22 protein-coding genes are annotated in these 23,246 nt (G+C 59.5%); 17 read left to right on the top strand and 5 right to left on the bottom strand.

Translation table 11 applies throughout. The features are described 5' to 3' along the window. The first annotated feature begins 250 nt into the window (after positions 1-250). The 9 genes from gshA (at position 251) to E6W33_RS01825 (ending at position 9,260) form a co-directional block, all read left to right on the top strand. Positions 251-1,549 (top strand): glutamate--cysteine ligase, encoded by a 1,299-nt coding sequence (gene gshA, locus E6W33_RS01865; protein ID WP_136413669.1) that lies wholly within the window; start codon positions 251-253, stop codon positions 1,547-1,549. Between the two features lie 3 nt (positions 1,550-1,552). Beyond that, positions 1,553-2,494: a glutathione synthase gene (gshB, locus tag E6W33_RS01860; RefSeq protein WP_136413667.1), complete on the top strand. Its 942-nt coding sequence runs from the start codon at positions 1,553-1,555 to the stop codon at positions 2,492-2,494. A gap of 98 nt (positions 2,495-2,592) precedes the next feature. After that, complete coding sequence (locus E6W33_RS01855; protein ID WP_136413665.1) at positions 2,593-2,994, top strand: PTS fructose transporter subunit IIA; 402 nt, start codon at positions 2,593-2,595, stop codon at positions 2,992-2,994. Positions 2,995-3,011: 17 nt separating this feature from the next. Beyond that, on the top strand, positions 3,012-3,281 hold the full coding sequence (locus E6W33_RS01850; protein ID WP_136413663.1) for an HPr family phosphocarrier protein: 270 nt from the start codon (positions 3,012-3,014) through the stop codon (positions 3,279-3,281). 7 nt (positions 3,282-3,288) lie between these two features. After that, positions 3,289-5,040 (top strand): phosphoenolpyruvate--protein phosphotransferase, encoded by a 1,752-nt coding sequence (gene ptsP / locus E6W33_RS01845; protein WP_136413661.1) that lies wholly within the window; start codon positions 3,289-3,291, stop codon positions 5,038-5,040. A 223-nt stretch (positions 5,041-5,263) separates the two neighbouring features. Next, positions 5,264-6,412 carry a homoserine O-acetyltransferase gene (locus E6W33_RS01840; protein WP_136413659.1) on the top strand — a complete coding sequence of 383 codons (1,149 nt, stop codon included), beginning with the start codon at positions 5,264-5,266 and terminating at the stop codon, positions 6,410-6,412. Then, a complete protein-coding gene (gene metW, locus E6W33_RS01835; protein WP_136413657.1) occupies positions 6,409-7,011 on the top strand; it encodes a methionine biosynthesis protein MetW in 603 nt (200 codons plus the stop codon). The genes E6W33_RS01840 and metW overlap by 4 nt, the downstream gene beginning before the upstream one ends. A gap of 114 nt (positions 7,012-7,125) precedes the next feature. Beyond that, the gene (locus tag E6W33_RS01830) at positions 7,126-8,337 is read left to right on the top strand and encodes an AmpG family muropeptide MFS transporter (protein ID WP_247869499.1); all 1,212 of its coding nucleotides are present in this window, start codon (positions 7,126-7,128) and stop codon (positions 8,335-8,337) included. Positions 8,338-8,381: 44 nt separating this feature from the next. Continuing rightward, positions 8,382-9,260 (top strand): M48 family metallopeptidase, encoded by an 879-nt coding sequence (locus E6W33_RS01825; protein WP_136413653.1) that lies wholly within the window; start codon positions 8,382-8,384, stop codon positions 9,258-9,260. Here the strand turns inward: E6W33_RS01825 and E6W33_RS01820 are convergent. Then, a complete protein-coding gene (locus E6W33_RS01820; protein WP_136413651.1) occupies positions 9,250-10,047 on the bottom strand; it encodes an exodeoxyribonuclease III in 798 nt (265 codons plus the stop codon). The genes E6W33_RS01825 and E6W33_RS01820 overlap by 11 nt on opposite strands. A gap of 305 nt (positions 10,048-10,352) precedes the next feature. Between E6W33_RS01820 and pyrE the strand changes: the two genes are divergently transcribed. Together pyrE and E6W33_RS01810 are read left to right on the top strand one after the other, a co-directional pair. Next, a complete protein-coding gene (pyrE, locus tag E6W33_RS01815; RefSeq protein WP_136413649.1) occupies positions 10,353-11,018 on the top strand; it encodes an orotate phosphoribosyltransferase in 666 nt (221 codons plus the stop codon). 38 nt (positions 11,019-11,056) lie between these two features. Continuing rightward, on the top strand, positions 11,057-11,680 hold the full coding sequence (locus E6W33_RS01810) for a DUF4124 domain-containing protein (RefSeq protein ID WP_136413646.1): 624 nt from the start codon (positions 11,057-11,059) through the stop codon (positions 11,678-11,680). Between the two features lie 57 nt (positions 11,681-11,737). Here E6W33_RS01810 and gatB read toward each other — a convergent pair whose 3' ends face one another. The 4 genes from gatB to gatC are packed head-to-tail and all read right to left on the bottom strand — an operon-like array spanning position 11,738 to position 15,568. After that, positions 11,738-13,213, bottom strand: coding sequence for an Asp-tRNA(Asn)/Glu-tRNA(Gln) amidotransferase subunit GatB (gene gatB / locus E6W33_RS01805; RefSeq protein ID WP_168798506.1), 1,476 nt, complete (start codon positions 13,211-13,213; stop codon positions 11,738-11,740). Positions 13,214-13,270: 57 nt separating this feature from the next. Further along, positions 13,271-13,753, bottom strand: a complete 483-nt coding sequence (locus tag E6W33_RS01800) for a hypothetical protein (protein WP_136413641.1) — start codon at positions 13,751-13,753, stop codon at positions 13,271-13,273. A gap of 2 nt (positions 13,754-13,755) precedes the next feature. Then, the gene (gene gatA / locus E6W33_RS01795) at positions 13,756-15,216 is read right to left on the bottom strand and encodes an Asp-tRNA(Asn)/Glu-tRNA(Gln) amidotransferase subunit GatA (RefSeq protein WP_136413639.1); all 1,461 of its coding nucleotides are present in this window, start codon (positions 15,214-15,216) and stop codon (positions 13,756-13,758) included. A 49-nt stretch (positions 15,217-15,265) separates the two neighbouring features. Then, positions 15,266-15,568 carry an Asp-tRNA(Asn)/Glu-tRNA(Gln) amidotransferase subunit GatC gene (gene gatC / locus E6W33_RS01790; RefSeq protein WP_136413636.1) on the bottom strand — a complete coding sequence of 101 codons (303 nt, stop codon included), beginning with the start codon at positions 15,566-15,568 and terminating at the stop codon, positions 15,266-15,268. A 264-nt stretch (positions 15,569-15,832) separates the two neighbouring features. On the opposite strand from gatC, the gene E6W33_RS01785 reads away from it, so the two are divergent. The 6 genes from E6W33_RS01785 (at position 15,833) to E6W33_RS01760 (ending at position 23,245) form a co-directional block, all read left to right on the top strand. Continuing rightward, a complete protein-coding gene (locus E6W33_RS01785) occupies positions 15,833-16,876 on the top strand; it encodes a rod shape-determining protein (protein ID WP_057290805.1) in 1,044 nt (347 codons plus the stop codon). 99 nt (positions 16,877-16,975) lie between these two features. Beyond that, positions 16,976-18,181 carry a rod shape-determining protein MreC gene (gene mreC / locus E6W33_RS01780; RefSeq protein WP_136413634.1) on the top strand — a complete coding sequence of 402 codons (1,206 nt, stop codon included), beginning with the start codon at positions 16,976-16,978 and terminating at the stop codon, positions 18,179-18,181. Then, complete coding sequence (gene mreD / locus E6W33_RS01775; protein ID WP_136413632.1) at positions 18,178-18,693, top strand: rod shape-determining protein MreD; 516 nt, start codon at positions 18,178-18,180, stop codon at positions 18,691-18,693. Before mreC ends, mreD begins: the two co-directional genes overlap by 4 nt. Positions 18,694-18,798: 105 nt before the next feature. Next, complete coding sequence (mrdA, locus tag E6W33_RS01770; protein ID WP_136413630.1) at positions 18,799-20,787, top strand: penicillin-binding protein 2; 1,989 nt, start codon at positions 18,799-18,801, stop codon at positions 20,785-20,787. After that, positions 20,787-21,908, top strand: coding sequence for a rod shape-determining protein RodA (gene rodA, locus E6W33_RS01765; protein WP_136413628.1), 1,122 nt, complete (start codon positions 20,787-20,789; stop codon positions 21,906-21,908). Before mrdA ends, rodA begins: the two co-directional genes overlap by 1 nt. Before the next feature lie 248 nt (positions 21,909-22,156). Then, positions 22,157-23,245 (top strand): septal ring lytic transglycosylase RlpA family protein, encoded by a 1,089-nt coding sequence (locus tag E6W33_RS01760; protein WP_136413625.1) that lies wholly within the window; start codon positions 22,157-22,159, stop codon positions 23,243-23,245. Position 23,246: the final 1 nt, after the last annotated feature.

Here is a 23,246-nt window from a genome sequence, read left to right as displayed (position 1 = left end):
ATCTCCCCGGCAGTCTCCGAGGGAATTTTCAAAGCGCCTCACCCGAGGCGCTTTTTTTTCGGCAAGCTCTTTAAAAAGGGCGTGTCCGCCCAGATTTAACTTTCGTCCATTATGGACGCCGGATGTTCGTTGCCAATTGTGAAATGCACATCCGGATTTCGCCTTCCTCTGACAACACCCCGTACACGCAATAGGACGATTACCGTTAGAATCTTCCTATTGCAAAAATGCTTACTGCTAGAAGGTTTCCATGGTTCCGCATCTCGTCACCGCCCTGAACGGTCCGCTTCTCGACCTTGAAAAGAAAATCCTGTCCGCGACGCCGTCCATCGAGCGCTGGTTCCGTCTCGAATGGCAGGAGCATACGCCGCCGTTTTACTGCTCGGTTGACCTGCGCAACGCCGGATTCAAGCTGGCGCCGGTCGACACCAACCTGTTCCCCGGCGGTTTCAACAACCTGTCGCCCGAAATGCTGCCGCTCGCGGTGCAGGCAGCGATGGCCGCAATAGAGAAATATTGTCCGGACGCCAAGAATCTGTTGCTGATTCCGGAGCGCCATACGCGCAACGTCTTTTACCTGCAAAACGTCGCGCGTCTGATGCAGATCTTCCGCCAGACCGGCCTGAATGTCCGTCTGGGCTCCTTGTCCGAAGAGGTGAAGGAACCAACCAATATCGACCTGCCCGACGGCAGCACGATCACGCTCGAACCGCTCGAGCGCTCTGCCAATGGCCGCCGTCTCGGACTGAAGAATTTCGATCCGTGCACCATCCTGCTGAACAACGATCTGTCCTCCGGCATTCCGCCCATCCTGGAAAACCTGCATGAGCAGAGTCTGTTGCCGCCGCTGCATGCCGGCTGGACCGTGCGCCGCAAGACCAACCACTTTGCCGCCTATGACGAAGTGGTGAAGAAGTTCGCCAAGCTGATCGATGTCGATGGCTGGATGCTTAATCCGTATTTCGCCAAGTGCGGCGAGGTCAATTTCCATGAGCGTACCGGCGAAGAATGCCTGGCCTCCAATGTCGACGCGGTGCTGGCCAAGATCCGCAAGAAATACAAGGAATACGGCATCAAGGAAAAGCCTTTCGTCATCGTGAAAGCCGACGCCGGCACCTATGGCATGGGCATCATGACCGTCAGGGATGCGAGCGAGGTGAAGGACCTCAACCGCAAGCAGCGCAACAAGATGGCGGTCGTCAAGGAAGGCCTCGAAGTCTCCGACGTGATCATCCAGGAAGGCGTGCATACCTTCGAACACATCAACGATGCGGTCGCCGAGCCGGTGGTCTACATGATTGACCGTTATGTGGTCGGCGGCTTCTACCGCGTGCATGCCGAACGCGGTGTCGACGAAAACCTGAACTCTCCCGGCATGCATTTCGTGCCGCTGGCATTCGCGCAGCAGCATGCCTTGCCCGACCTGCAGGCCAAGCCGGGCACCGCGCCGCCCAACCGTTTCTACATGTACGGCGTCGTCGCGCGCATGGCCTTGCTGGCCGCGTCGATCGAACTCGAAAAGACCGATCCGAATCCTGAAGTGTACTGATCCATGAAATTTGCCTTCCTCGCCGATCCGCTCGACCATTTCAAGATCCACAAGGACACCACCTTCGCGATGATGGCCGAAGCGGCGCGGCGCGGCCACGCGGTGTATGCCTTCGAGCAGAAGGACATGGCTTTCCACGCCGGCCTCCTGACGGCGAACGTCGCGCGCATCACCCTGACCGGCGATCCGCAAGACTGGTACCACGCGGAACCGGCGACGGCCATGCAGCTGACCGAGTTTGATGCGGTCATCGTGCGCAAGGATCCGCCCTTCAACATGGAATACATCTACCTCACGTATTTGCTGGAGGTAGCCGAGCGTCAGGGTGCGCGCATCTGGAATCGTCCGGAAGCAATTCGCAGCCATAATGAAAAGCTGGCGATCGCGCAATTTCCTGAATTCACCTCGCCGACCCTGGTGACCAGCGACGAGAACCGGATTCGCGCATTCCACCGCGAGCAAAAGGACATCATCCTGAAACCGCTCGATGGCATGGGCGGCATCGGCATCTTCCGTGTCAAGGAAGACGGCATGAATCTGGGCTCGATCATCGAAACGCTGACGGAAAACGGCCTGCTGACGATCATGGTCCAGCGTTTCATCCCCGAAATCAGCCAGGGCGACAAGCGGATCCTGCTGATCGGCGGAGAGGTGGTGCCGTATTCTCTGGCCCGTATTCCGCAGAATGGCGAAGTGCGCGGCAATCTGGCCGTGGGCGGGCTGGGCGTCGCGCAGCCGCTGTCCCGGCGCGACAGGGAAATCGGCGAAGCACTTGCGCCAATTCTTTTAAAGCGCGGCCTAATACTGGTAGGATTGGATGTTATCGGGGATTACCTGACGGAAATTAATGTCACCAGTCCGACCTGTTTCCAGGAAATCGCGCAACAAACCGGCTTCGATGTTGCCGGAATGTTCATCGATGCGCTGGAAAAGCAGTACCCATAAGAAAAATCCGCGCCGCGGATGAAGGACTGTCGAGGTCACGGCCGCAAGCCGATGTCATCCCCGCTAACCGCGACAAGTCCTGTTGAAACCTGAAAACCATGATCGGCATTCTGCTCCTCACGCATGCACCGCTAGGTAACGCCTTCATCGAGGCGGCAACCCATGTTTTTCGCGCGCGGCCGGAAAGAATGGAGGCGATCGACGTGCGCGCCGATCAGGATCCTGCGGAAGTCAACCGCCTCGCGCAGGAAGCCATTCATCGCATTGACGACGGCTCGGGCGTTCTCGTCATCACCGACGTCATGGGCGGCACACCTTCCAATTGCACGCTGCGCTTGTGCAGTCCTGGACATGTTGAAGTGATCGCGGGCATCAGCCTGCCGATGCTGCTGCGTGCCTTGACTTATCGTAACGACACGCTCGATGTCGTGGTCGAAATGGCATTGGCCGGGGGGCAGAGCGGGGCTGTGCGCGTAGACAACCGCGTCCGGCTTTCTTAAAACAAGATCGACAAGAAATGATTCAACAAGAAATTGAAATCACCAATAAGCTCGGATTGCATGCACGCGCGTCGGCCAAACTGACACAACTTGCAGCGAAGTTTCAAAGCGAAGTCTGGTTGACCCGCAATGCGCGGCGCGTCAATGCCAAGTCCATCATGGGCGTCATGATGCTGGCCGCCGGCAAGGGAGCGACAGTCACGCTGGAAACCGAGGGGGCGGACGAGAAAGCATGCTTTGACGCGATCGTAGAGCTGATCCAGAATAAGTTTGGCGAAGGCGAGTAAAGACGCGATGGCTTCTTTTACGCTTCATGGGATACCGGTGTCACGCGGGATTGCGATCGGCCGCGCGCACCTGCTCACGCCCGCGGCGCTCGATGTCAAGCATTACCTTATTCCGCAGGAGCAGGTCGAGGCGGAAGTGCAGCGCCTGCAAAGGGCGATTGCCACCGTCCACAAGGAACTGCAGACCATCTGGAATGACTTGCCCAAGGATTCGCCGGCCGAACTGGGTGCCTTCATCGATGTGCACGCGCTGATCCTGTCGGATCCGATGATCGCGGAAGTGCCGCTCGAAATCATTCGCACCCGCCACTACAACGCCGAATGGGCGCTGGTCACCCAGATCGATGAGCTGTCGGCGCAATTCGACGAAATCGAGGATGCTTACCTGCGCGAGCGCAAAGCCGACATTCTGCAAGTCGGCGAGCGCGTGTTGAAGGTATTGACCGGAAGCGCCAATACGCTGCCGTCGACCGACGGTTCGGACGAGCCAAGCGGGCGCATGATCGTGGTCGCGCACGACATTTCTCCGGCGGACATGCTGCAGTTCAAGAATCGTGCATTCGGTGGATTCGTCACCGACCTCGGCGGCCAGAACTCGCATACGGCGATCGTTGCCCGCAGTCTCGACATTCCGGCGGCGGTCGGCATGTATAACGCTTCCGCGCTGATCCAGCAGGACGACTGGGTCATCATCGACGGCGACGCCGGCGTGGTGATTGTCGATCCGACCCCGGAAGTGCTGGATCAGTACCGCGATCGCCAGGCGCGGCTGATGCGGGACCGCAAGAAGCTCGGCAAGCTCAAGAAGACGCCCGCCATTACCAGGGATGGAACGGAAGTCACGCTGCTGGCCAATATCGAGCTGCCCGATGATTGCCCGGCTGCGCTCGAAGCCGGTGCGATGGGGGTCGGCCTGTTCCGCTCCGAATACCTGTTCATGGGGCGCGTCGGCCTGCTCGGCAAGCTGCCGTCCGAAGACGAACAGTTCGAATCCTATCGGCAGGCAGTGGTCTCGATGAAAGGCCGGCCGGTAACCATCCGCACGCTCGATATCGGCGCCGACAAGCCGCTCGATGCAGCCGAACAGACCGCACTCAATCCTGCGCTCGGCTTGCGCGCGATTCGCTTCTGCCTGGCCGAGCCGCAAATGTTCATGGTGCAGCTCCGCGCGATCCTGCGCGCCTCCGCATATGGTCCGGTCAAGCTGCTGATACCGATGCTCGCCCATGCTTTCGAAATCGATCAGACGCTGGCCATGATCGAGCAGGCGAAGACACAATTGCGCGAGGCCAACAAGAAGTTCGACCCGCTGATTCCGGTTGGCGCGATGATCGAAATTCCGGCCGCGGCACTGACCTTGCCCATGTTCGTCAAGCGCATGGATTTTCTGTCCATCGGCACCAATGACCTGATCCAGTACACGCTGGCGATCGATCGTGCAGATCATGAGGTCGCCCATCTGTACAATCCGCTGCATCCGGCGGTCCTGTACCTGCTGTCGACCACGATCTCGATCGGTGCCAAGGCCGGCATTCCGGTGTCGGTCTGCGGTGAGATGGCCGGCGACACGAAGCTGACGCGCTTGCTGCTGGGAATGGGCCTGCGCGAGTTTTCCATGCATCCGTCGCAGATTCTGTCGGTCAAGCAGGAAATCCTGAACAGCGATCTCACGACCATTGTTCCGCACACGAAGAAGATCCTCCGTGCCATGGAGCCGTCGGCAATCATGGAAGCCGTCGACAGGCTGCGCGAGGTGTGAGGCCGGGGCAAAGAGAAGCCATGGCGGTTTGACAAGCAAGTTTGACTGCGGGAACCGACTTGGTTATCCTTATGCAAGGCGCCGATTTGATAATCAGCTTGCGGGCGCGTAATAAATACGGCTAAAGCGTGCTTGTTGATACGCCTGAACTTAGCCCGAAAAGCTGACCGCTTCTCGGGCTTTTTTGTTTTCTGCGCGCCATTGCGCACACTTTGGGATCGTCATGTCATCCTTGGGAATCGTTTCGCCGCAATCGATGCATTTTTCCGAGCCCTTGCCCTTGAGCAGCGGGGCCTCGCTAGCGGACTACACGCTGGTGTATGAAACCTATGGCAAGCTCAATGCCGATTGCTCCAACGCGGTCCTGGTCTGCCACGCCCTGAACGCCTCGCACCATGTCGCCGGCATGTATGAAGGCGCGGACGGCAGCAAGAACGTGGGCTGGTGGGACAACATGGTCGGGCCGGGAAAACCGGTCGATACCGATCGGTTCTTCGTCATCGGCGTCAATAATCCGGGTTCCTGCTTCGGATCAACCGGGCCGATGCAAATCAATCCGGCCACCGGCAAACCTTATGGCGCCGACTTCCCGGTCGTGACGGTGGAAGACTGGGTGCGCGCGCAGGCGCGACTGGCCGATGCGCTGGGCATCCAGCAGTTCGCTGCCGTGATGGGCGGCTCGCTGGGCGGCATGCAGGCCCTGGCGTGGAGCATGATTTACCCGCAGCGCGTGCGCCATTCGGTGGTGATCGCGTCCACGCCCAAGCTGTCCGCGCAAAACATCGCCTTCAACGATGTCGCGCGCCAGGCGATACTGACCGATCCGGACTACCACGGCGGTCATTATTACGAGCACAAGGTGGTGCCCAAGCGGGGCTTGCGGGTGGCACGCATGGTGGGCCATATCACCTACCTGTCTGACGATAGCATGGCCGAGAAATTCGGTCGTGACTTGCGCAACGGCGGTTACCAGTTTGGCTACGGGATCGACTTCGAAATCGAATCCTACCTGCGCTATCAGGGCGACAAGTTCTCCGAGTATTTCGATGCCAATACCTATTTGCTGATCACCAAGGCGCTCGACTATTTCGACCCGGCGCGGGAATATGGCAACGACCTGACCAAGGCGCTCGCCAAGACCGAGGCGCAGTTCCTGCTGGTGTCCTTCACCACCGACTGGCGCTTCTCGCCGGAGCGCAGCCGGGAAATCGTGCAGGCGCTGGTCAACAACAAGCGCCGTGTCTGCTACGCGGAAATCGACGCGCCGCACGGCCATGACGCTTTCCTGCTGGAGGACCCGCGCTACATGAACGTGGTGAAAGCCTATTACGACCGCATCTGGCAAGACATCACGCAAAGGGGACGCGCATGAACTTCCGCGAACTGATCACTTTCCGCCCGGACCTCGCGTTCATCGCGCACTGGGTATCGCCGGCCTCGCAGGTGCTGGACCTCGGCTGCGGCGACGGCGTGATGCTCGACTATTTGCAGACCGATAAGCAGTGTCTCGGCTATGGCGTGGAGATCGATGACAACAAGATCCCGGTCTGTATCAGCCGCGGCGTTTCGGTGATCCAGCAAGACCTGGAGACGGGACTGGCGATGTTTGCCGACGATGCCTTCGACACCGTGCTGTGCTTGTCTGCCTTGCAAATGATGAAGAACGTGGAGGGCGTCCTGCGCGACATCGCGCGCGTCGGACGCGAAGCCATTGTCTCCTTCCCGAACTTCGCCTACTGGCCGCATCGCTTCGCGCTGCTGCGCGGCCGCATGCCGGTATCGAAGTCGCTGCCTTATGAATGGTTTGATACGCCCAATCTTCGTTGCGCCACGATCAAGGATTTTGAGGAACTTGCGAACCGGGTGGGACTCGAAGTGCTCGAATGCGTCGCGTTGCAAGACGGCAAGCCTGTGTCCTTCCTGCCGAATTGGCGTGGCAGTCTGGCCGTGTTCCGCTTTCGTAAAAGATAATTCCTAAACTCTAGCGAGCACGACATGACATTGGCAGCGCCTTCCGCTACCGAACCTACTCCCGAGCCTGACACCAGGACGAAGCCGGGCTGGCGCCATTACTTCAATCGCCAGATGCTGATCTGCGTCTCGCTCGGCTTCTCGTCGGGCCTGCCGCTGTTCATCCTGTACAACCTGCTGTCGGCCTGGCTGAAGTCGGAAAACGTGGACCTGAAGGCCATCGGCCTGTTCGCGCTGGTCGGCTTCCCCTACACCTGGAAGTTCGTCTGGTCGCCCTTGATGGACCGCTTCCATTTCCCGATGCTCGGGCGACGGCGCGGATGGATGCTGGTCACGCAGATTGCCTTGCTGGGCACGGTGGCCTCGATGGGCCTGTTTTCTCCCCGAACCGAGCTGACCGCCATCGTGCTCCTGTGCGGCGCGGTCGCCTTCCTCTCGGCCAGCCAGGACATCGTGATCGATGCCTATCGCCGCGAAATGCTGACCGATGAACAACAGGGCTCGGGCACGGCGCTCTTCGTCAACGCCTACAAGCTGTCGACACTGGTGCCGGGATCGCTTTCGCTGATCCTGTCCGACTTCATGAGCTGGCAGTCGGTATTCTTCATTACCTCCCTGTTCATCTTGCCCGGCATCGTCGCCACGCTGATCATCGCCGAGCCGAAAATCTACGGCCAGCCGCCGAAAAACCTGCGCGAAGCGATCGTCCTGCCATTTCAGGAATTCATTCATCGCAGCGGCTGGTCGTACGCGCTGCTGGTGCTGGCGTTTATCTTTTTGTACAAGCTCGGCGACTCGATGGCAACCGCGCTGGCGACCCCGTTCTATATCGATCTCGGCTTCACGCGCACACAGATCGGCCTGGTAGCAAAAAACGCCGGCCTGTGGGCCAGCCTGTCCGGCGGCATTCTCGGTGCGATCTGGCTGGAGAAGACAGGCATCAACCGCGGGCTGTGGATTTTCGGCGTGCTGCAGGCCTTGGCGATTCTCGGATTTGCCGCCTTGGCGCAAACCGGTGTCAGCACCAATGATCACGCCACGCTGATGCTGGGCGCAGTGATCGGCCTGGAAGCGTTTGCCGTCGGCCTGGGGACTGCGGCGTTCACCGCCTATATCGCCACGACGACCGATCCGCGCTACACTGCGACGCAATATGCATTGTTCACCAGCCTGGCCGCCGTGCCGCGCACCTTCTTCAACGCGGCCACCGGTTTTATCGTGGACCAGACCGGCTGGTTCGTCTTCTTTCTTCTATGCTTTGCACTGGCGATGCCAGGCATGATGTTGCTGCCGAAGATTGCGCCCTGGAACGGCGAAAAGAAATAATAATCGGGTGCGCCGCCAGTGCGCAAAATTGTAGGGGGGGGCCGATGAAGCGAATCCATATCGCACCGTTGCTGATTGTTGCATGCTGTTTCGGCATGCAGCCGACTCTCGCGCAGACACAGGCCGAGGACGGCGTCAAAGTGGGGAAACCGTCTGCCTTGCGCAAGCTGGTGCCGGAAGACCAGGTGGAAGCCACCGCGCTCCAGCAATACACCGGCATCAAGCAGCAGGCGAGCCGCAAGGGGGCGCTGGTGCCCGACAGCGACCCGCAGGTCGTGCGACTGCATGCAATCGCGAAGAAGATCATTCCTCATGCTGCGCGCTGGAACGAGCGCGCGACGCAATGGCAGTGGGAAGTCAGCCTGATCGCCTCCAATGAAGTCAACGCCTTCTGCATGCCCGGCGGGAAGATCGCCTTCTACACCGGCTTGCTGAACTCGTTGAAGCTCACGGATGACGAAGTCGCCATCGTCATGGGACACGAAATCGCCCACGCCCTGCGCGAGCATGGCCGCGAACGCATGGCCAAGGGTACGCTCATCAATCTCGGAACGGCGCTGGGGTCCGCGCTGCTTGGCTTGAAAGATACCGGGCAGATGCTGGCGGGGCAGGGCGCCAAGCTGGTCATGCTGAAGTTCTCACGGAGCGACGAGACCGAAGCCGACCTGGTCGGTCTCGATATCGCCGCGCGCGCCGGCTATGACCCGCGCGCCGGCATCGCCTTGTGGCAGAAGATGGGCATGATCAGCAAGAACGCGCCGCCGCAGTGGCTGTCCACTCATCCGGCCGGCAACAGCCGCATCGAGGACATGCAAAAACACCTGCCCGAAGTGATGCCGCTCTATGCGAATGCCAAAGGGACGGCGCCCGACGCGCTTCCGCCCTATCAAAGCAACGTCAAGGGAATCGCGCCTATCCGCTGATGAAGGCTGACGCACCCTCGTACTCGACGACGAGCGGTGCATGGTCCGAGAAGCGCTCGTCCTTGTAGATGGATACGGCGCTCGCCCTGGCTGCAATGCCAGGCGTGGAGACGTGATAATCGATGCGCCATCCGACATTCTTCGCCCATGCCTGTCCGCGGTTGCTCCACCAAGTGTAGGCGTCGCCCGTGGTATCCGGGTGAAGCCGGCGATATACGTCGATCCAGCCCACTTCATCGAAAAGCCGCGTCATCCATGCGCGCTCCTCTGGCAGGAAGCCGCTGTTCTTCTGGTTGGATTTCCAGTTTTTTAGGTCGATTTCCTTGTGCGCGATATTCCAGTCGCCGCAGATCACCACCTCGCGCCCCGAACCGATGAGTTTTTCCAGGTGCGGCAGGAATACTTCCATGAAGCGGAATTTCGCCTGCTGGCGTTCCTCGCTGGACGAGCCGGACGGGCAATAGACGGAAATCACGCTGAGCTTGCCGAAATCGCACTGCACATAACGACCTTCGGCGTCGAATTCATCGCAGCCAAAACCCACTTGCACCGCATCCGGCTCGAATTTCGAATAGACACCGACACCCGAATAGCCCTTCTTTTCCGCGTAATGGAAGTGGCCGTGATAGCCATGCGGATTGAGGAACTCGGGCATCATGTCGGCGGCCTGCGCCTTCAGTTCCTGCACGCAGACGACATGCGGCGACTGCTTCGACATCCAGTCGAAAAAACCCTTTTTGGCGGCGGAGCGGATGCCGTTCAGATTGGCGGAAACGATTTTTAGCATGGGTGTCGAGGAGAAAAACGAGCGGCCAGTGCCCTTTCCGCAGATTCGTTGCAAGAATAAAAGTGGCGAAATCGTGTCGAGACAAGGAAAAAAGCGCAGCAAGGGCGACTCCCCTTGCGAGCATTTCTGACGCCGTATCGGCGCGATTCTCGCCATCTTTTATGCAACGAACCTGCGGAAAAGGGCACTAGCATAACCGAAATTTGTGGAAGCCGATTCGGTCATGCCGGGCGCATATCCAATTACAATGCCTGCTTGGCTGGAATTGAATCCGGCATTGTCAATTTATACATTTTGAGGTCATCTTGAGCAAGCTACGTCAGGAATTCATCGCGTTTTCCGTCTCCGCCGGTGTGCTGCGCTTCGGCGAATTCATCACCAAGGCGGGCCGCACGTCACCGTATTTCTTCAATGCCGGGCTGTTCAACGACGGCGCCAATCTGGGCAAGCTGGCCGAGTTTTACGCCCAGACCCTGCTCGATTCCGGCGTCGAGTTCGACATGTTGTTCGGGCCGGCCTACAAGGGAATTACACTGGCGTCGGCGACTGCGGTCGAACTGGCGCGCAAGGGACGCAATGTGCCCTTCGCCTTCAATCGCAAGGAAGCCAAGGACCACGGCGAGGGCGGCACCATGGTTGGTGCCAAGCTGCAGGGCAAGGTGGTCATCATCGACGACGTGATTTCGGCCGGCACCTCGGTTCGCGAGTCGGTAGAAATGATTCGCAACGCCGGCGCAACGCCTTGCGCAGTCCTGATCGCGCTGGACCGGATGGAGCGCTCCGGCAAGGATGGCGCCTTGTCCGAGCATTCGGCGGTGCAGGAAGTGACGAATGCCTACGGCATGCCGGTGATTTCTATTGGCAACCTGAACGATTTGCTGGAATATATTTCCAAGGCGGATGCCAATGAGGAGCTGGCCAAATACAAGGACGCAGTTGCAGCCTATCGAAGCAGATATGGGGTCATGTAGTTCATTGATGTAGCTCGTACACGCATTCGGGAGGTGCGATGAAGAGTTCACTCGGAATTGCCTTGTTCATTCCTCTGATCGTCGTGTCCTGGCAAGCGTCGGCGCAGATGTTTCAGTGCAAGGACGCGTCAGGACGCAGCATCACTTCCGATCGACCCATTCCCGAATGCGCGGACCGTCCCATGCGCGAACTCTCCACGAGCGGCATGCCACGGCGCGAAATCCCTGCGCCGATGACCGTCGAAGAGCGGCGCAAGATGCAAGAGCAGGAAGAAAAGCGCAAGGCCGAAGCGATCGCCGCCGAGGAGCAAAGGCGCAACGACCTCGCGATTCGCGCGCGCTTCCGCAGCGAGGCGGATATCGAAGCGGCCCGCAAACGCTCGCTTGAACCGGTCGAGGAGCAGATCAAGCGAGAGAAACTGACGCTGGCCAACGCAGAGAAGCAGCAGAAGGCGGCACAGTCAGAGGTGGATGCATTCAAGGCGAAGAGTGCACCGGTGCCGACCATCGTGCAACGCAAGCTGGATGATGCGGACCATGCCGTGGAGGCGTCGCAGAAACTGCTGCGCGATCAGGAATCGGAACTCGTACAAATCAATGCAAAGTATGAGGCGACCTTGAATCGGTATCGCGAGCTGGTGGGGCCGGTCGCCGCGAAATAGCTGTGCCGGTCGCTGCGGTCTGCGCCTGGCGCAATCCGCAGCGAGTGGATTGCGGAATTAACCGGCCAGCTTCTGCTTCAGCAGCTCCGTCAGTTGTGCCGGGTTGGCCTTGCCCTTCGTTGCCTTCATGGCCTGGCCGATAATCGCGTTGAACGCCTTCTCCTTGCCGGAGCGGTATTCCTCGACCGACTTGGCATTCGCGGCCAGCACCTCGTCCACGATCTTTTCCAGCGCGCCGCTGTCGGAAATCTGCTTCAAGCCTTTGGCCTCGATAATATCGTCCGCGAGCGTAGGCTTGTCGGACGGCGCTTCCCACATGCCCGCGAACACTTCCTTGGCAATCTTGTTGGAAATGGTGCCATCGGAGATGCGTTGCAGCAGGACGGCAAGCTGTTCAGCCTTCACCGGCGCATTCCCGATCTCGACGCCTTCGCGATTCAGCGTCGAGGAAACGTCGCCCATCAGCCAGTTCGCCGCCGGTTTGGCCTGCTCCTTGCCTGCTTTGGCGACCACGGCTTCAAAGTAGGCTGCCATGGCCTTCGACTGGGTCAGTACGGCGGCATCATACTCGGGCAAGCCGTAATCCTTCACGAAGCGTTCGCGCATCGCGCCCGGCAACTCCGGCATCGATGCCTTGACGCGGTCTATCCATTCCTGCGCGATCACCAGCGGCGGCAGATCCGGATCGGGGAAGTAGCGATAATCCTGTGCGTCTTCCTTGCTGCGCATCGAGCGGGTTTCCTTGCGGTCGGGGTCGTAGAGGCGGGTTTCCTGCACCACCTTGCCGCCATCTTCGATCAGCTCTATCTGGCGCCGCACTTCGAAGTTGATCGCTTCTTCGAGGAAGCGGAAGGAGTTCAGGTTCTTGATTTCGCAGCGCGTGCCGTATTCCTTCTGGCCCATCGGGCGCACCGATACGTTGGCGTCGCAGCGGAAAGACCCTTCCTGCATGTTGCCGTCGCAGATACCGAGCCACATCACCAGCGAATGCAAGGCCTTCGCATAGGCGACCGCTTCCGCAGCACTGCGCATGTCGGGTTCCGTGACGATTTCCAGCAGCGGCGTCCCGGCGCGATTGAGGTCGATGCCGGTCATGCCGTGATAATCCTCATGCAAGGATTTGCCTGCGTCTTCCTCAAGATGGGCGCGGGTCAGCTGCACGCTGCGCATTTCAGCCTTGCCATCCTTTTCGAGGACGAAGGAAACGGTCCCGCCTTGCACCACCGGGATTTCGTACTGGCTGATCTGGTAACCCTTCGGCAGATCCGGATAAAAGTAATTCTTGCGCGCGAAAATCGAGCGCGGCGCAACCGTCGCGCCGATCGCCAGACCGAACTGGATGGCACGTTCCACCGCACCCCTGTTCATCACGGGCAGCACGCCGGGCAGCGCCAGATCGACCGGGCAGGCCTGCGTGTTCGGTTCGGCGCCGAAGCGAGTCGCTGCGCCACTGAAGATTTTCGATACTGTCGAGAGTTGTGCATGCGTCTCGAGACCGATTACGACTTCCCACTGCATAGTTTTCTCACTTATAAAATCTGACTCATTCCCTTCCTCTTCACGAGGAGCGGCAGGGCGGGGATGGCTTGCTTATTCTTCATAACGGCACTTGCCGGTCTTCAAATCCACCGACAACTCCGTGAAATTGCTGCGCGATCCGCACAGCGCGGGGCAGCTCGGCTTGACCGCCAAGATGTCGCCTTCGCGCTCCAGCCGGATCGTGCAATTCATTCTGCGATCGAACTTGAAACCGCGTCGATCGCGTGCGGCGCGCGCATCCTTCAGTGCCACGCGCCACGTTGTTTTTTCCTGCTCGGTCCTGACCTCAGCGTTCAAGCCGTCGCTTGCGTCGATACTGCAGTCAAAACCGTGAGTGCTGCGAAACAGAGACGATTCCCAGAAAAAGGCATCGATGCGATCCCCGTTCAGCCGGAATTCGCCGGAATCGGCGTAGGTCACCGCTTCGCCGTCTTCGTTGCGCACCGCGCTGCAGGAAAAATGCGTGTCCAGCTGCTGCGCGAACGCCGTTCCGCCCATGCAGAGCAGTGTCAGCGTGACGGCGTTGCGCAACATGCTTATACGCCTTCCGGTTTGCGCTGATGCCAATCTGTCACGCGCTGGTATTGGTGCGCCACGTTCAGCAGCCGCGCTTCGTCGAAATAATTGCCGATGATTTGCAGGCCGACCGGCCGCTTCGCATTCTTCTCGCCCTGGCCGAAACCACATGGAATCGACATGCCTGGCAAGCCCGCAAGACTGGTCGACAAGGTGAAGATATCGGCAAGATAGTTGGCGACCGGATCGTCGGCCTTGTCACCGATATCCCATGCGACGGTCGGCGACACCGGTCCCATGATCACATCGCATTGCTTGAACGCGTTCTGGAAGTCCTGCGCGATCAGGCGGCGGATCTTTTGCGCCTGCAGGTAATACGCGTCGTAATAACCATGCGACAAGACATAGGCCCCGACCAGGATGCGGCGCTTCACTTCTTCACCGAAGCCCTCCGCGCGCGACTTGCAATACATGTCGGCCAGATCCTTGTATTCCTTGGCACGATGTCCATAGCGCACGCCATCGAAGCGGGACAGGTTGGACGATGCTTCCGCCGGCGCGATCACGTAATACACCGGGATCGACAATTCGGTTTTCGGCAATGAGATTTCGACCAGTGTGGCGCCCAGCTTTTCATATTCGCTCAATGCAGTCCGTACCGCCTGTTCGACGTCGCTCGCGAGGCCTTTGCCGAAATACTCACGCGGGATGCCGATTTTCAAACCTTGCAAGGGCTTGTCCAGATCGCGGGTGAAATCTTCGCTTGGACGCTCCAGGCTGGTCGAATCGTTCGGATCGAAGCCGGTCATGGCATTCAGGAGCATGCCGCAATCCTCGGCGGTCCGGGCCATCGGGCCGCCCTGATCGAGCGAGGATGCAAATGCGATCATGCCGAAGCGTGATACGCGGCCATAAGTCGGCTTGATGCCGGTGACACCGCACAGCGAAGCCGGCTGACGGATCGAGCCCCCGGTATCGGTCGCGGTTGCGGCCGGCGCCAGGCGGGCAGCGATCGCCGCAGCCGAACCGCCGGAAGATCCGCCCGGAATGGCAGCCTTGTCCCACGGGTTCTTCACCGGGCCGAAGTACGAGTTCTCGTTGGAGGAACCCATGGCAAATTCATCACAATTCAATTTTCCGAGCGTAACCATACCTGCCGTACGGAACTGTTTGACGACAGTTGCATCGAAGGGGCTGATGTAATTCGCCAACATTTTCGAACCTGCGGTCGAACGCCAGTCGCGCGTGACGAAGATGTCCTTGTGCGCAATCGGAATTCCGGTCAGCGGCGTGGTGTCATTTCGGGCAATGCGCGCGTCGGCTTCGGCGGCTTGTTGCAAGGTCAATGCTTCATCGACATGGATGAAGGCATTGAGATCGCTTTGCTGAATGCGGGTGAGGAACAGCTTGGCCAGTTCAGTGGCGGAAACCTGTCTGGCATGCAGCAGTGCTGAGAGTTCTTTGAGGGTCTTGGTATGCATAGGGTGGATTACCGCTGGGGCACTTTGTCCGGCGTGCTGACGGAGAGGATTATTCGATGACTTTCGGAACCAGGTACAAGCCGTCCTGCGTTGCCGGTGCGACTTGCTGGTATTCGTCGCGGCGGTTCGGTTCGGTCACGGCGTCCTCGCGCAAGCGCAGGGCGACGTTGTCTTGATAGGCTGCGATCGGATGATTCAGGGGCTCTACGCCGCTAGTGTCGACGGCGCGCATCTGTTCAACCAGTGCAAAAATGCCGTTGAGCTTGTCAAGGGTCTTGCCGGCCTGAGTGTCGTTCAGGTCGAGCTGCGCCAGTCGGGCAAGGCGCTTAACATCGGAGAGGTCGAGTGACATGATTGGGTAATTTGGGCAGCCGTTGACGGCTTGGTTACTCTAAAAAACAAAGGTGTTTTGGTTGTGGCAAATACTTGTCAAAACGCTTGTTGTAGCTTGAATTTGCACTGCATTTTTGACGTTTCCATCGACTAATTTCAGCTAAATTATAAGGTAGAATGTCGGGTTAATACCTTGCTGGCGCCGAAGCGTTTGAGCCGCCGCAGGAACGCGGGTTTTAACCTCTAATGTTTAAGCGCGCCACTTGGCGCATCAGGACAATACATGTTTGGATTCTTACGCAGTTATTTTTCTAACGACCTGGCCATTGACCTGGGCACTGCCAATACGCTGATTTACGTGCGTAACATGGGCATCGTGCTCGACGAGCCCTCGGTGGTGGCGATCCGCCAGCAAGGCGGTCCGAATGGCAAGAAGACGATCCAGGCCGTGGGCAAGGAAGCCAAGCAGATGCTCGGCAAGGTGCCGGGCAACATCGAAGCAATCCGCCCGATGAAGGATGGCGTGATTGCTGATTTCACCGTCACCGAGCAGATGCTCAAGCAGTTCATCCGCATGGTGCACGACTCCAAACTGTTCAAGCCGTCCCCGCGCATCATCATCTGCGTGCCTTGCGGCTCCACTCAGGTGGAACGTCGCGCGATTCGCGAATCCGCACTCGGTGCCGGCGCATCGCAGGTCTACCTGATTGAAGAACCAATGGCTGCCGCGATCGGCGCCGGCCTGCCGGTATCGGACGCGACTGGTTCCATGGTGGTCGATATCGGCGGCGGCACTACCGAAGTCGGCATCATCTCGCTGGGCGGCATGGTCTACAAGGGCTCCGTGCGCGTGGGCGGCGACAAGTTCGACGAAGCCATCGTCAACTACATCCGCCGCAACTACGGCATGCTGATTGGCGAACAGACCGCCGAAGCGATCAAGAAGGAAATCGGCTCCGCCTTCCCGGGTTCGGAAGTGAAGGAAATGGAAGTCAAGGGCCGTAACCTGTCCGAAGGCATTCCGCGCTCGTTCACGATCTCCAGCAATGAGATCCTGGAAGCACTGACCGATCCGCTCAACAACATCGTCTCTGCCGTCAAGAACGCGCTGGAACAGACTCCGCCGGAACTCGGCGCCGACATCGCCGAAAAGGGCATGATGCTGACCGGCGGCGGCGCGTTGCTGCGCGATCTTGACCGTCTGCTGATGGAAGAAACCGGCCTGCCCGTGATCGTTGCCGAAGACCCGTTGACCTGCGTGGTACGCGGCTCAGGCATGGCGCTGGAGCGCATGGACAAGCTTGGTTCGATCTTCTCCTACGAGTAATTCTGCACAATGCTTTACGCGCAACGCCTTGCTCTTTCCCTGCAAGGCGCGCGGGCGGACAGAGACACGTTACATTCCTGGTATCAACGTTAGGCCCTGATGGAATACAGTCCACCGCCACTCTTCAAACAAGGCGCCTCCGCACGCGCCAAAGTGGTGTTTTTCTCCCTGATCGCCCTCATCCTGCTGGTCGCCGACTCGCGCATGCGTTCGCTGACCACGATCCGCCAGGTAGTGGGCACCATGCTTTACCCCTTGCAGGTGGCAGCATTGCTGCCGCGCGACGCAGCCTACAGGGTCGGGGATTATTTTTCCTCGATGTCGGCCCTGCAAAAGGAAAACAACCGGATGAAGGAGCAGCAGGTTGTTAATGCGCAGACCCTGCAACAGGTGCAGCAGTTGGCTGCTGAAAATGCCCAGTTGCGCAAGCTGCTCGCTGCCAATGAGCGCGTCCCGGTCAGGTCGATACTGAGCGAGATCCTGTATGACGCACGGGATCCTTTCACGCGCAAGATCGTGCTCGACCGCGGCAGCCAGCATGGCGTATCGCCCGGTCAGCCGGTGATCGACGATATTGGCGTGGTCGGGCAGGTCACGCGCGTGTTCCCGTTCACATCCGAGGTAACCCTGTTGACCGACAAGGAGCAGGCCATTCCGGTTCAGGTGGTGCGCAGCGGGCTGCGCAGCATCGCCTATGGCCAGGGCCATTCCGGATCGCTCGACCTGCGCTTCATGCCGGCCAATGCCGACATCAAGAATGGCGATATCCTGGTCACATCGGGAATCGACGGGGTCTACCCAGCCGGTTTGTCGGTCGCCAAGGTTGTCCAGGTTGAAAGTAAGTCGAGCGATGCATTCGCCCGCATCGTCTGTCAACCGATGGCTGGAATCGACCGCAACCGGCAGTTGCTGATCCTGCTGACCGAGGCGAATTTCCCCGTGCGCCCGGCACCCGAGGAATCCAGGGACAAGAAGGACAAGCTCGGCAAGAAGCATGCGGCTGAGGGGCTCAAGGAACCCGCGAAGGAAACGCCGAAGGAGCCGGTCAAGGACGGCGTCAAGGAACAGAAGAACGAGGCTGCGCCCGCGGCTCCGGAACAAAAGACCCCGGCTGCCCCGGCAGCAAGCCCTGCGGTGCAAAAGCCGGCGACCGTCGCCCAGCCGAACGTGGCAACGGTCCAGAAGCCGGCCAATGCGCCGGCGGTGGCGCCCGCAGCGGTCGTCCAGCCCAAGCTGCAGGCGACCGCGCGGCCCGCTCCCGCAGCGCCGCAGACGACTGTTGAGCAAAAGGCAAGGACACCATGAACACGAGTCCTCATTACATTCTGCTTCCGGCCAATCCGCTGTTTATTGCGACCAGCATCATTGGCGCGTTTCTGCTGAATCTGCTGCCCTGGGACCATTGGTACGGCATTCCCGACTTTGTCGCGCTCGTGCTGGCGTTCTGGAGCATTCACCAGCCGCGCAAGGTCGGCATCGGGATTGCGTTCATGATGGGCTTGCTGATGGATGTGCACGACGCCAGCCTGCTGGGCGAGCATGCGCTGTCGTATACCTTGCTATCCTATTTCGCCATCATGATTCACCGCCGGGTGTTATGGTTCAAGCTGCCGACGCAGGCCGCCCATATCCTGCCCCTGCTGCTGCTGATGCAGGCGGTGCAACTGACGGTACGCTTGCTGGTCAGCGGCAAATTCCCCGGCTGGCTGTATTTCCTGGAAAGCATAGTCGCGGCCGTGCTTTGGCCGGTGGTGACCATGATCCTGCTGGCGCCGCAGCGCCGCGCGATCGATCGTGACGATACGCGTCCGATTTGAATACGAAACGTTCACGACCTTGAGATTGTCGAGAACAGCGCTGTTGCAAGCGCCTATCCCCTTCCTCTTTCTCGCTTGCACGCGAGTGGAGCGTAATGGCTGAGTATGACCGAGTTTAAGAATACCGAACGTGAAATACATCTGTTCCGCCTGCGCCTGTCGGCGGCAGGCGTGTTCGTGCTCATCTGTTTCGGATTGCTGATCACGCGCTTCCTGTGGTTGCAGACGGTCAAGTACAAGGACTATGCCAGCCAGGCCGAAGACAATCGTATTTCCGTCGTCCCGGTCGTGCCCAATCGCGGCCTGATCCTCGACCGCAACGGCGTGGTCCTGGCGCGCAATTTTTCCGCTTACACGCTCGAAATCACGCCCTCCAAGATCCAGGAGCCATTGGACGCGGTGATTGAACACCTGTCAGCCCTGGTCGATATCCAGTCCAAGGATCGCCGCCGTTTCCGGCGGCTGCTGGACGAAGCAAAGAACTTTGAAAGCGTGCCCATCCGCACCCGTCTGACGGATGAGGAGGTGGCCCGCTTTACCGCACAGCGCTATCGTTTCCCTGGCGTGGAGATCCAGGCGCGATTGTTCCGCCAGTATCCGCTGGGAGAAACCGCTTCGCACGTCATCGGCTACATCGGCCGCATCAGTCAGCGCGATGCGGAACGGATCGAGGACATGGAAGACTCGGCCAACTATGCCGGCACCGACTACATCGGCAAGGAAGGCCTGGAAAAGAAATATGAGGAGGTGCTGCACGGCACCACCGGCTACGAAGAGGTCGAGGTATCGGCAGGCGGGCGCGCGGTGCGCACCTTGTCGCGCACGCCGGCCACGCCCGGCCACAACCTGATCCTGTCGATCGATATCGAACTGCAAAAAGTCATCGAAGAAGCTTTCGGCGACAGACGCGGCGCCCTGGTGGCGATCGAGCCGGCGACGGGCGACGTGCTGGCTTACGTCTCCAAGCCCACTTTCGACCCGAACCTGTTCGTGGAAGGCATCGATCCGAAGAGCTGGGAAGAGCTGAATACCTCGATCGATCGACCGCTGCTGAACCGCCCGTTGATCGGCAGCTATCCGCCCGGTTCCACCTACAAGCCGTTCATGGCGCTGGCGGCGCTGGAACTTGGCAAGCGCACGCCGAACCAAACCATCCACGACCCCGGATTCTTCTGGTTCGGCAATCACAAGTTCCGCGACGACAAGGAGGGCGGGCACGGCAGTGTCGACATGTACAGGTCGATCGTGCAGTCCTGCGATACGTATTACTACATGCTGGCCAACGATATCGGTGTCGACGGCATCCATGATTTCATGAAGCAGTTCGGCTTCGGGCAATTGACGGGCATCGATCTGGAGCATGAGCGCCAGGGCGTGCTGCCGTCGACCACCTGGAAGCGCAATGCCTACAAGCGACCGGAGCAAAGGAAGTGGTATGCGGGCGAAACGATTTCGCTCGGCATCGGGCAGGGTTACAACTCATTCACGCCCTTGCAGATGGCGCATGCCGTGGCCACTCTCGCCAACAATGGCGTGGTGATGAAGCCGCACCTGGTGAAGATCGTCGAGAATGGCGCCACCAAGGAGCGCACCCTGACCGTGCGCAACGAAAGCTACCGCATCGACCTCAAGCAGCAAAACGTCGACTTCATCAAGAATGCCATGGTCGGCGTGACGCGCGAGGGAACCTCGGCGCGGGCGTTTGCGGGCGCCGGCTACGTCTCCGGCGGCAAGACCGGTACCGCACAGGTGGTGGGCATCAAGAAGAATGAAAAGTACGACGCCAGCAAGGTCGATGAACGTCACCGCGACCACTCGCTGTACACCGCGTTTGCGCCGGCGGACAATCCGAAGATCGCGATTGCGATCATCGTTGAAAACGGCGGTTTCGGCGCGGCGACCGCGGCGCCGATCGTGCGCAAGGCACTGGATTATTACCTCTTGGGCAAGCGACCCGAAGACAAGGACAAACCGGCTGTTCCGGTTGAAAAAACCGACGAGGTGAATGCCCGTCCGGTAGCCGAGCTGAAGGCGGAGGCAGAATCCGTCGGCGGCCCGAAAGCCGGCGCGGAAACCAAAGGAAACCAGGACTGATGGCAAGCATCGATTTGACCGAACGGCGGCCGCTCTGGCCGACCATCAAGCAATACCTGACGGTGTTCGACGGACCGCTGGCGATGATCGTCTTTCTGATCCTGTGCGTGAGTACGGTCACGATGTACTCGGCCGGCTATGACTTCGCCGGGCGGATCGAAGATCATATGCGCAATATCCTGATCTCGTTTGTCATCATGTGGATTGCGGCCATCCTGCCGCCGCAGACCCTGATGCGCTTTGCCGTGCCGGTCTATTCGGTCGGGATCGCCTTGCTGGTGGCGGTGGCTGTCTTCGGCATCGTGAAGAAGGGCGCGCGCCGCTGGGTCAATATCGGCGTCGTCATCCAGCCATCCGAGATCCTGAAGATCGCGGTGCCGCTGATGCTCGCCTGGTTCTTCCAGAAGCGCGAAGGGATGTTGCGCTGGCATGAATTTCTGGTGGCCGGATTGCTGCTCGTGATCCCGGTCGGGCTGATTGCGAAGCAGCCGGATCTGGGCACGGCCATCCTGGTCATGGCGGCCGGTTTCTACGTCATTTTTCTTGCCGGCCTGTCATGGAAGGTGCTGGTCGGCCTTGTCATCGCGGCTGGAGCCAGCCTGCCGGTGGTATGGTCGCTGCTGCACGATTACCAGCGTGAACGCGTCATGACACTGATCGACCCGACCACCGATCCGCTCGGCAAGGGCTTTCACATCATTCAGTCGACCATCGCGATCGGTTCCGGCGGCGTCACCGGAAAGGGCTGGCTGAAAGGCACGCAGGCACACCTCGAATTCATTCCTGAACGCACCACCGACTTCATCTTCGCGGTGTATTCGGAAGAATTCGGCCTGATCGGCAACGTCACTCTGGTGGTTCTCTATCTGCTTCTGATCGGCCGTGGCCTGATGATCGCCGCCAATGCGCCAACCGTATTCACGCGCTTGCTCGCGGGCGCGATCACGATGATTTTCTTCACCTATGCCTTCGTCAACATGGGGATGGTGAGCGGCATTCTTCCCGTGGTTGGCGTGCCTTTGCCCTTCATGAGCTATGGCGGTACGGCGTTTGTCACGCTCGGGGTCGCAATCGGCATACTGATGAGCATTCAGCGTCATCGCAAACTGGTCCAAAGTTGACGGCCGGATAGTTGCCCCGGAAACTTTTTCCGGGGCAGGCAGTCGATATCAATACAAAAACGACAAGCCTGTCCTTGCGGCAAGACGCTTGCCGGTGCAAACTATTTCCCATTGGAACGCTTATTGCCGCGTTCCATCCCGAAAAATTGAAATCTGACTACCTGCCGACCGCTGATTTGGGCGGGCGGGAGCCGCATGCGCAGTGCGGCGAGCACGTGTCTCGCCGGTCAAGAACGAAGGAGAACGCAATGTCATTGCGCAAGTACTGCAGTCGCTACCGATGTACGGCGCTGTTTTTATCGATCGTGGCGCCTGCGCTGATATTGGCTGGCTGCGGCAGCGTGCCGACATCCTCCGATTCATCCGCGCGAACCGGTGCGGCGTCCAGGTCTTCCTCCAGACTTCCCAAGCTGCCGCCCGCCGGATCCGGGCGCGGCGGTTATTACCAGGATGACGGCCCTGGCGACACGCCTCCCGAAGGCTTGCTCGACACGCCCGACGCAGTGCCCAAAATCGAGCCGTATTCGAACCGCGGCAACAAGCCTTATGTCGTGTTCGGGCAGACATACACGCCATTCACCGATGACCGTCCGTTCAAGCAGCGCGGCATCGGAAGTTGGTACGGCAAGAAATTCCACGGACAGAAAACCTCCACCGGCGAGCCGTACGACATGTACAAGATGACCGCCGCCCATCCCACGCTACCCATCCCGTCCTACGCGCGCGTGACCAACCTCTCCAATGGCAAGCAAGTGATCGTCCGCGTGAACGATCGGGGACCGTTTCATTCCAGCCGGATTATTGATTTGTCCTATACCGCCGCCTTGAAACTCGGCTATCTCGGCAAGGGCAGCGGTGAACTCGAGGTGGAGCGCCTGCTGCCGGACGAAATCGATCGCATGGCGAACGCCAGAAAGCAGGAGACGGCGCAGGCGGTTCCGGTGCCGGAGGTGTTGCCGGTAGCAGCGGCTGCGCGGCCGGAGCCGAAACCGGAAGCCGTCATGCTGCAGTCGGCCTCGCTCAATACGTCGGAGGAGCCGCTCGCCACGGTTTCCGCCAAACCCGTGCTCGTGTCCTTTACGCCGGACGCGTCCTCTTCGTCTCCGGCCGGCTTTTACCTGCAGCTCGGCGCATTCACGCAAGCCGAAAACGCGGAAGCGGCGCGCACCAGGTTGATGCAAGATGCTTCCTTGACGCTGCCGCCGGTGGAGCTGGTGCAATACGGCCTGTTCTATCGCTTGTACAGCGGGCCTTTCGCCAGCAGGGATGAGGCCGCGGAAGTCGCTGCCCGCTTGCAGCAGGGCGGCGGAGCCAAACCCTTGATCGTGCAGCGTTGAG

The sequence above is a fragment of the Herbaspirillum sp. ST 5-3 genome (assembly GCF_004804275.1).
Taxonomy (GTDB): Bacteria; Pseudomonadota; Gammaproteobacteria; order Burkholderiales; family Burkholderiaceae_D; genus Noviherbaspirillum.
The sequence above is the reverse complement of the archived record's forward strand: the minus strand, read 5'-3'. Positions and strand labels throughout refer to the sequence as shown.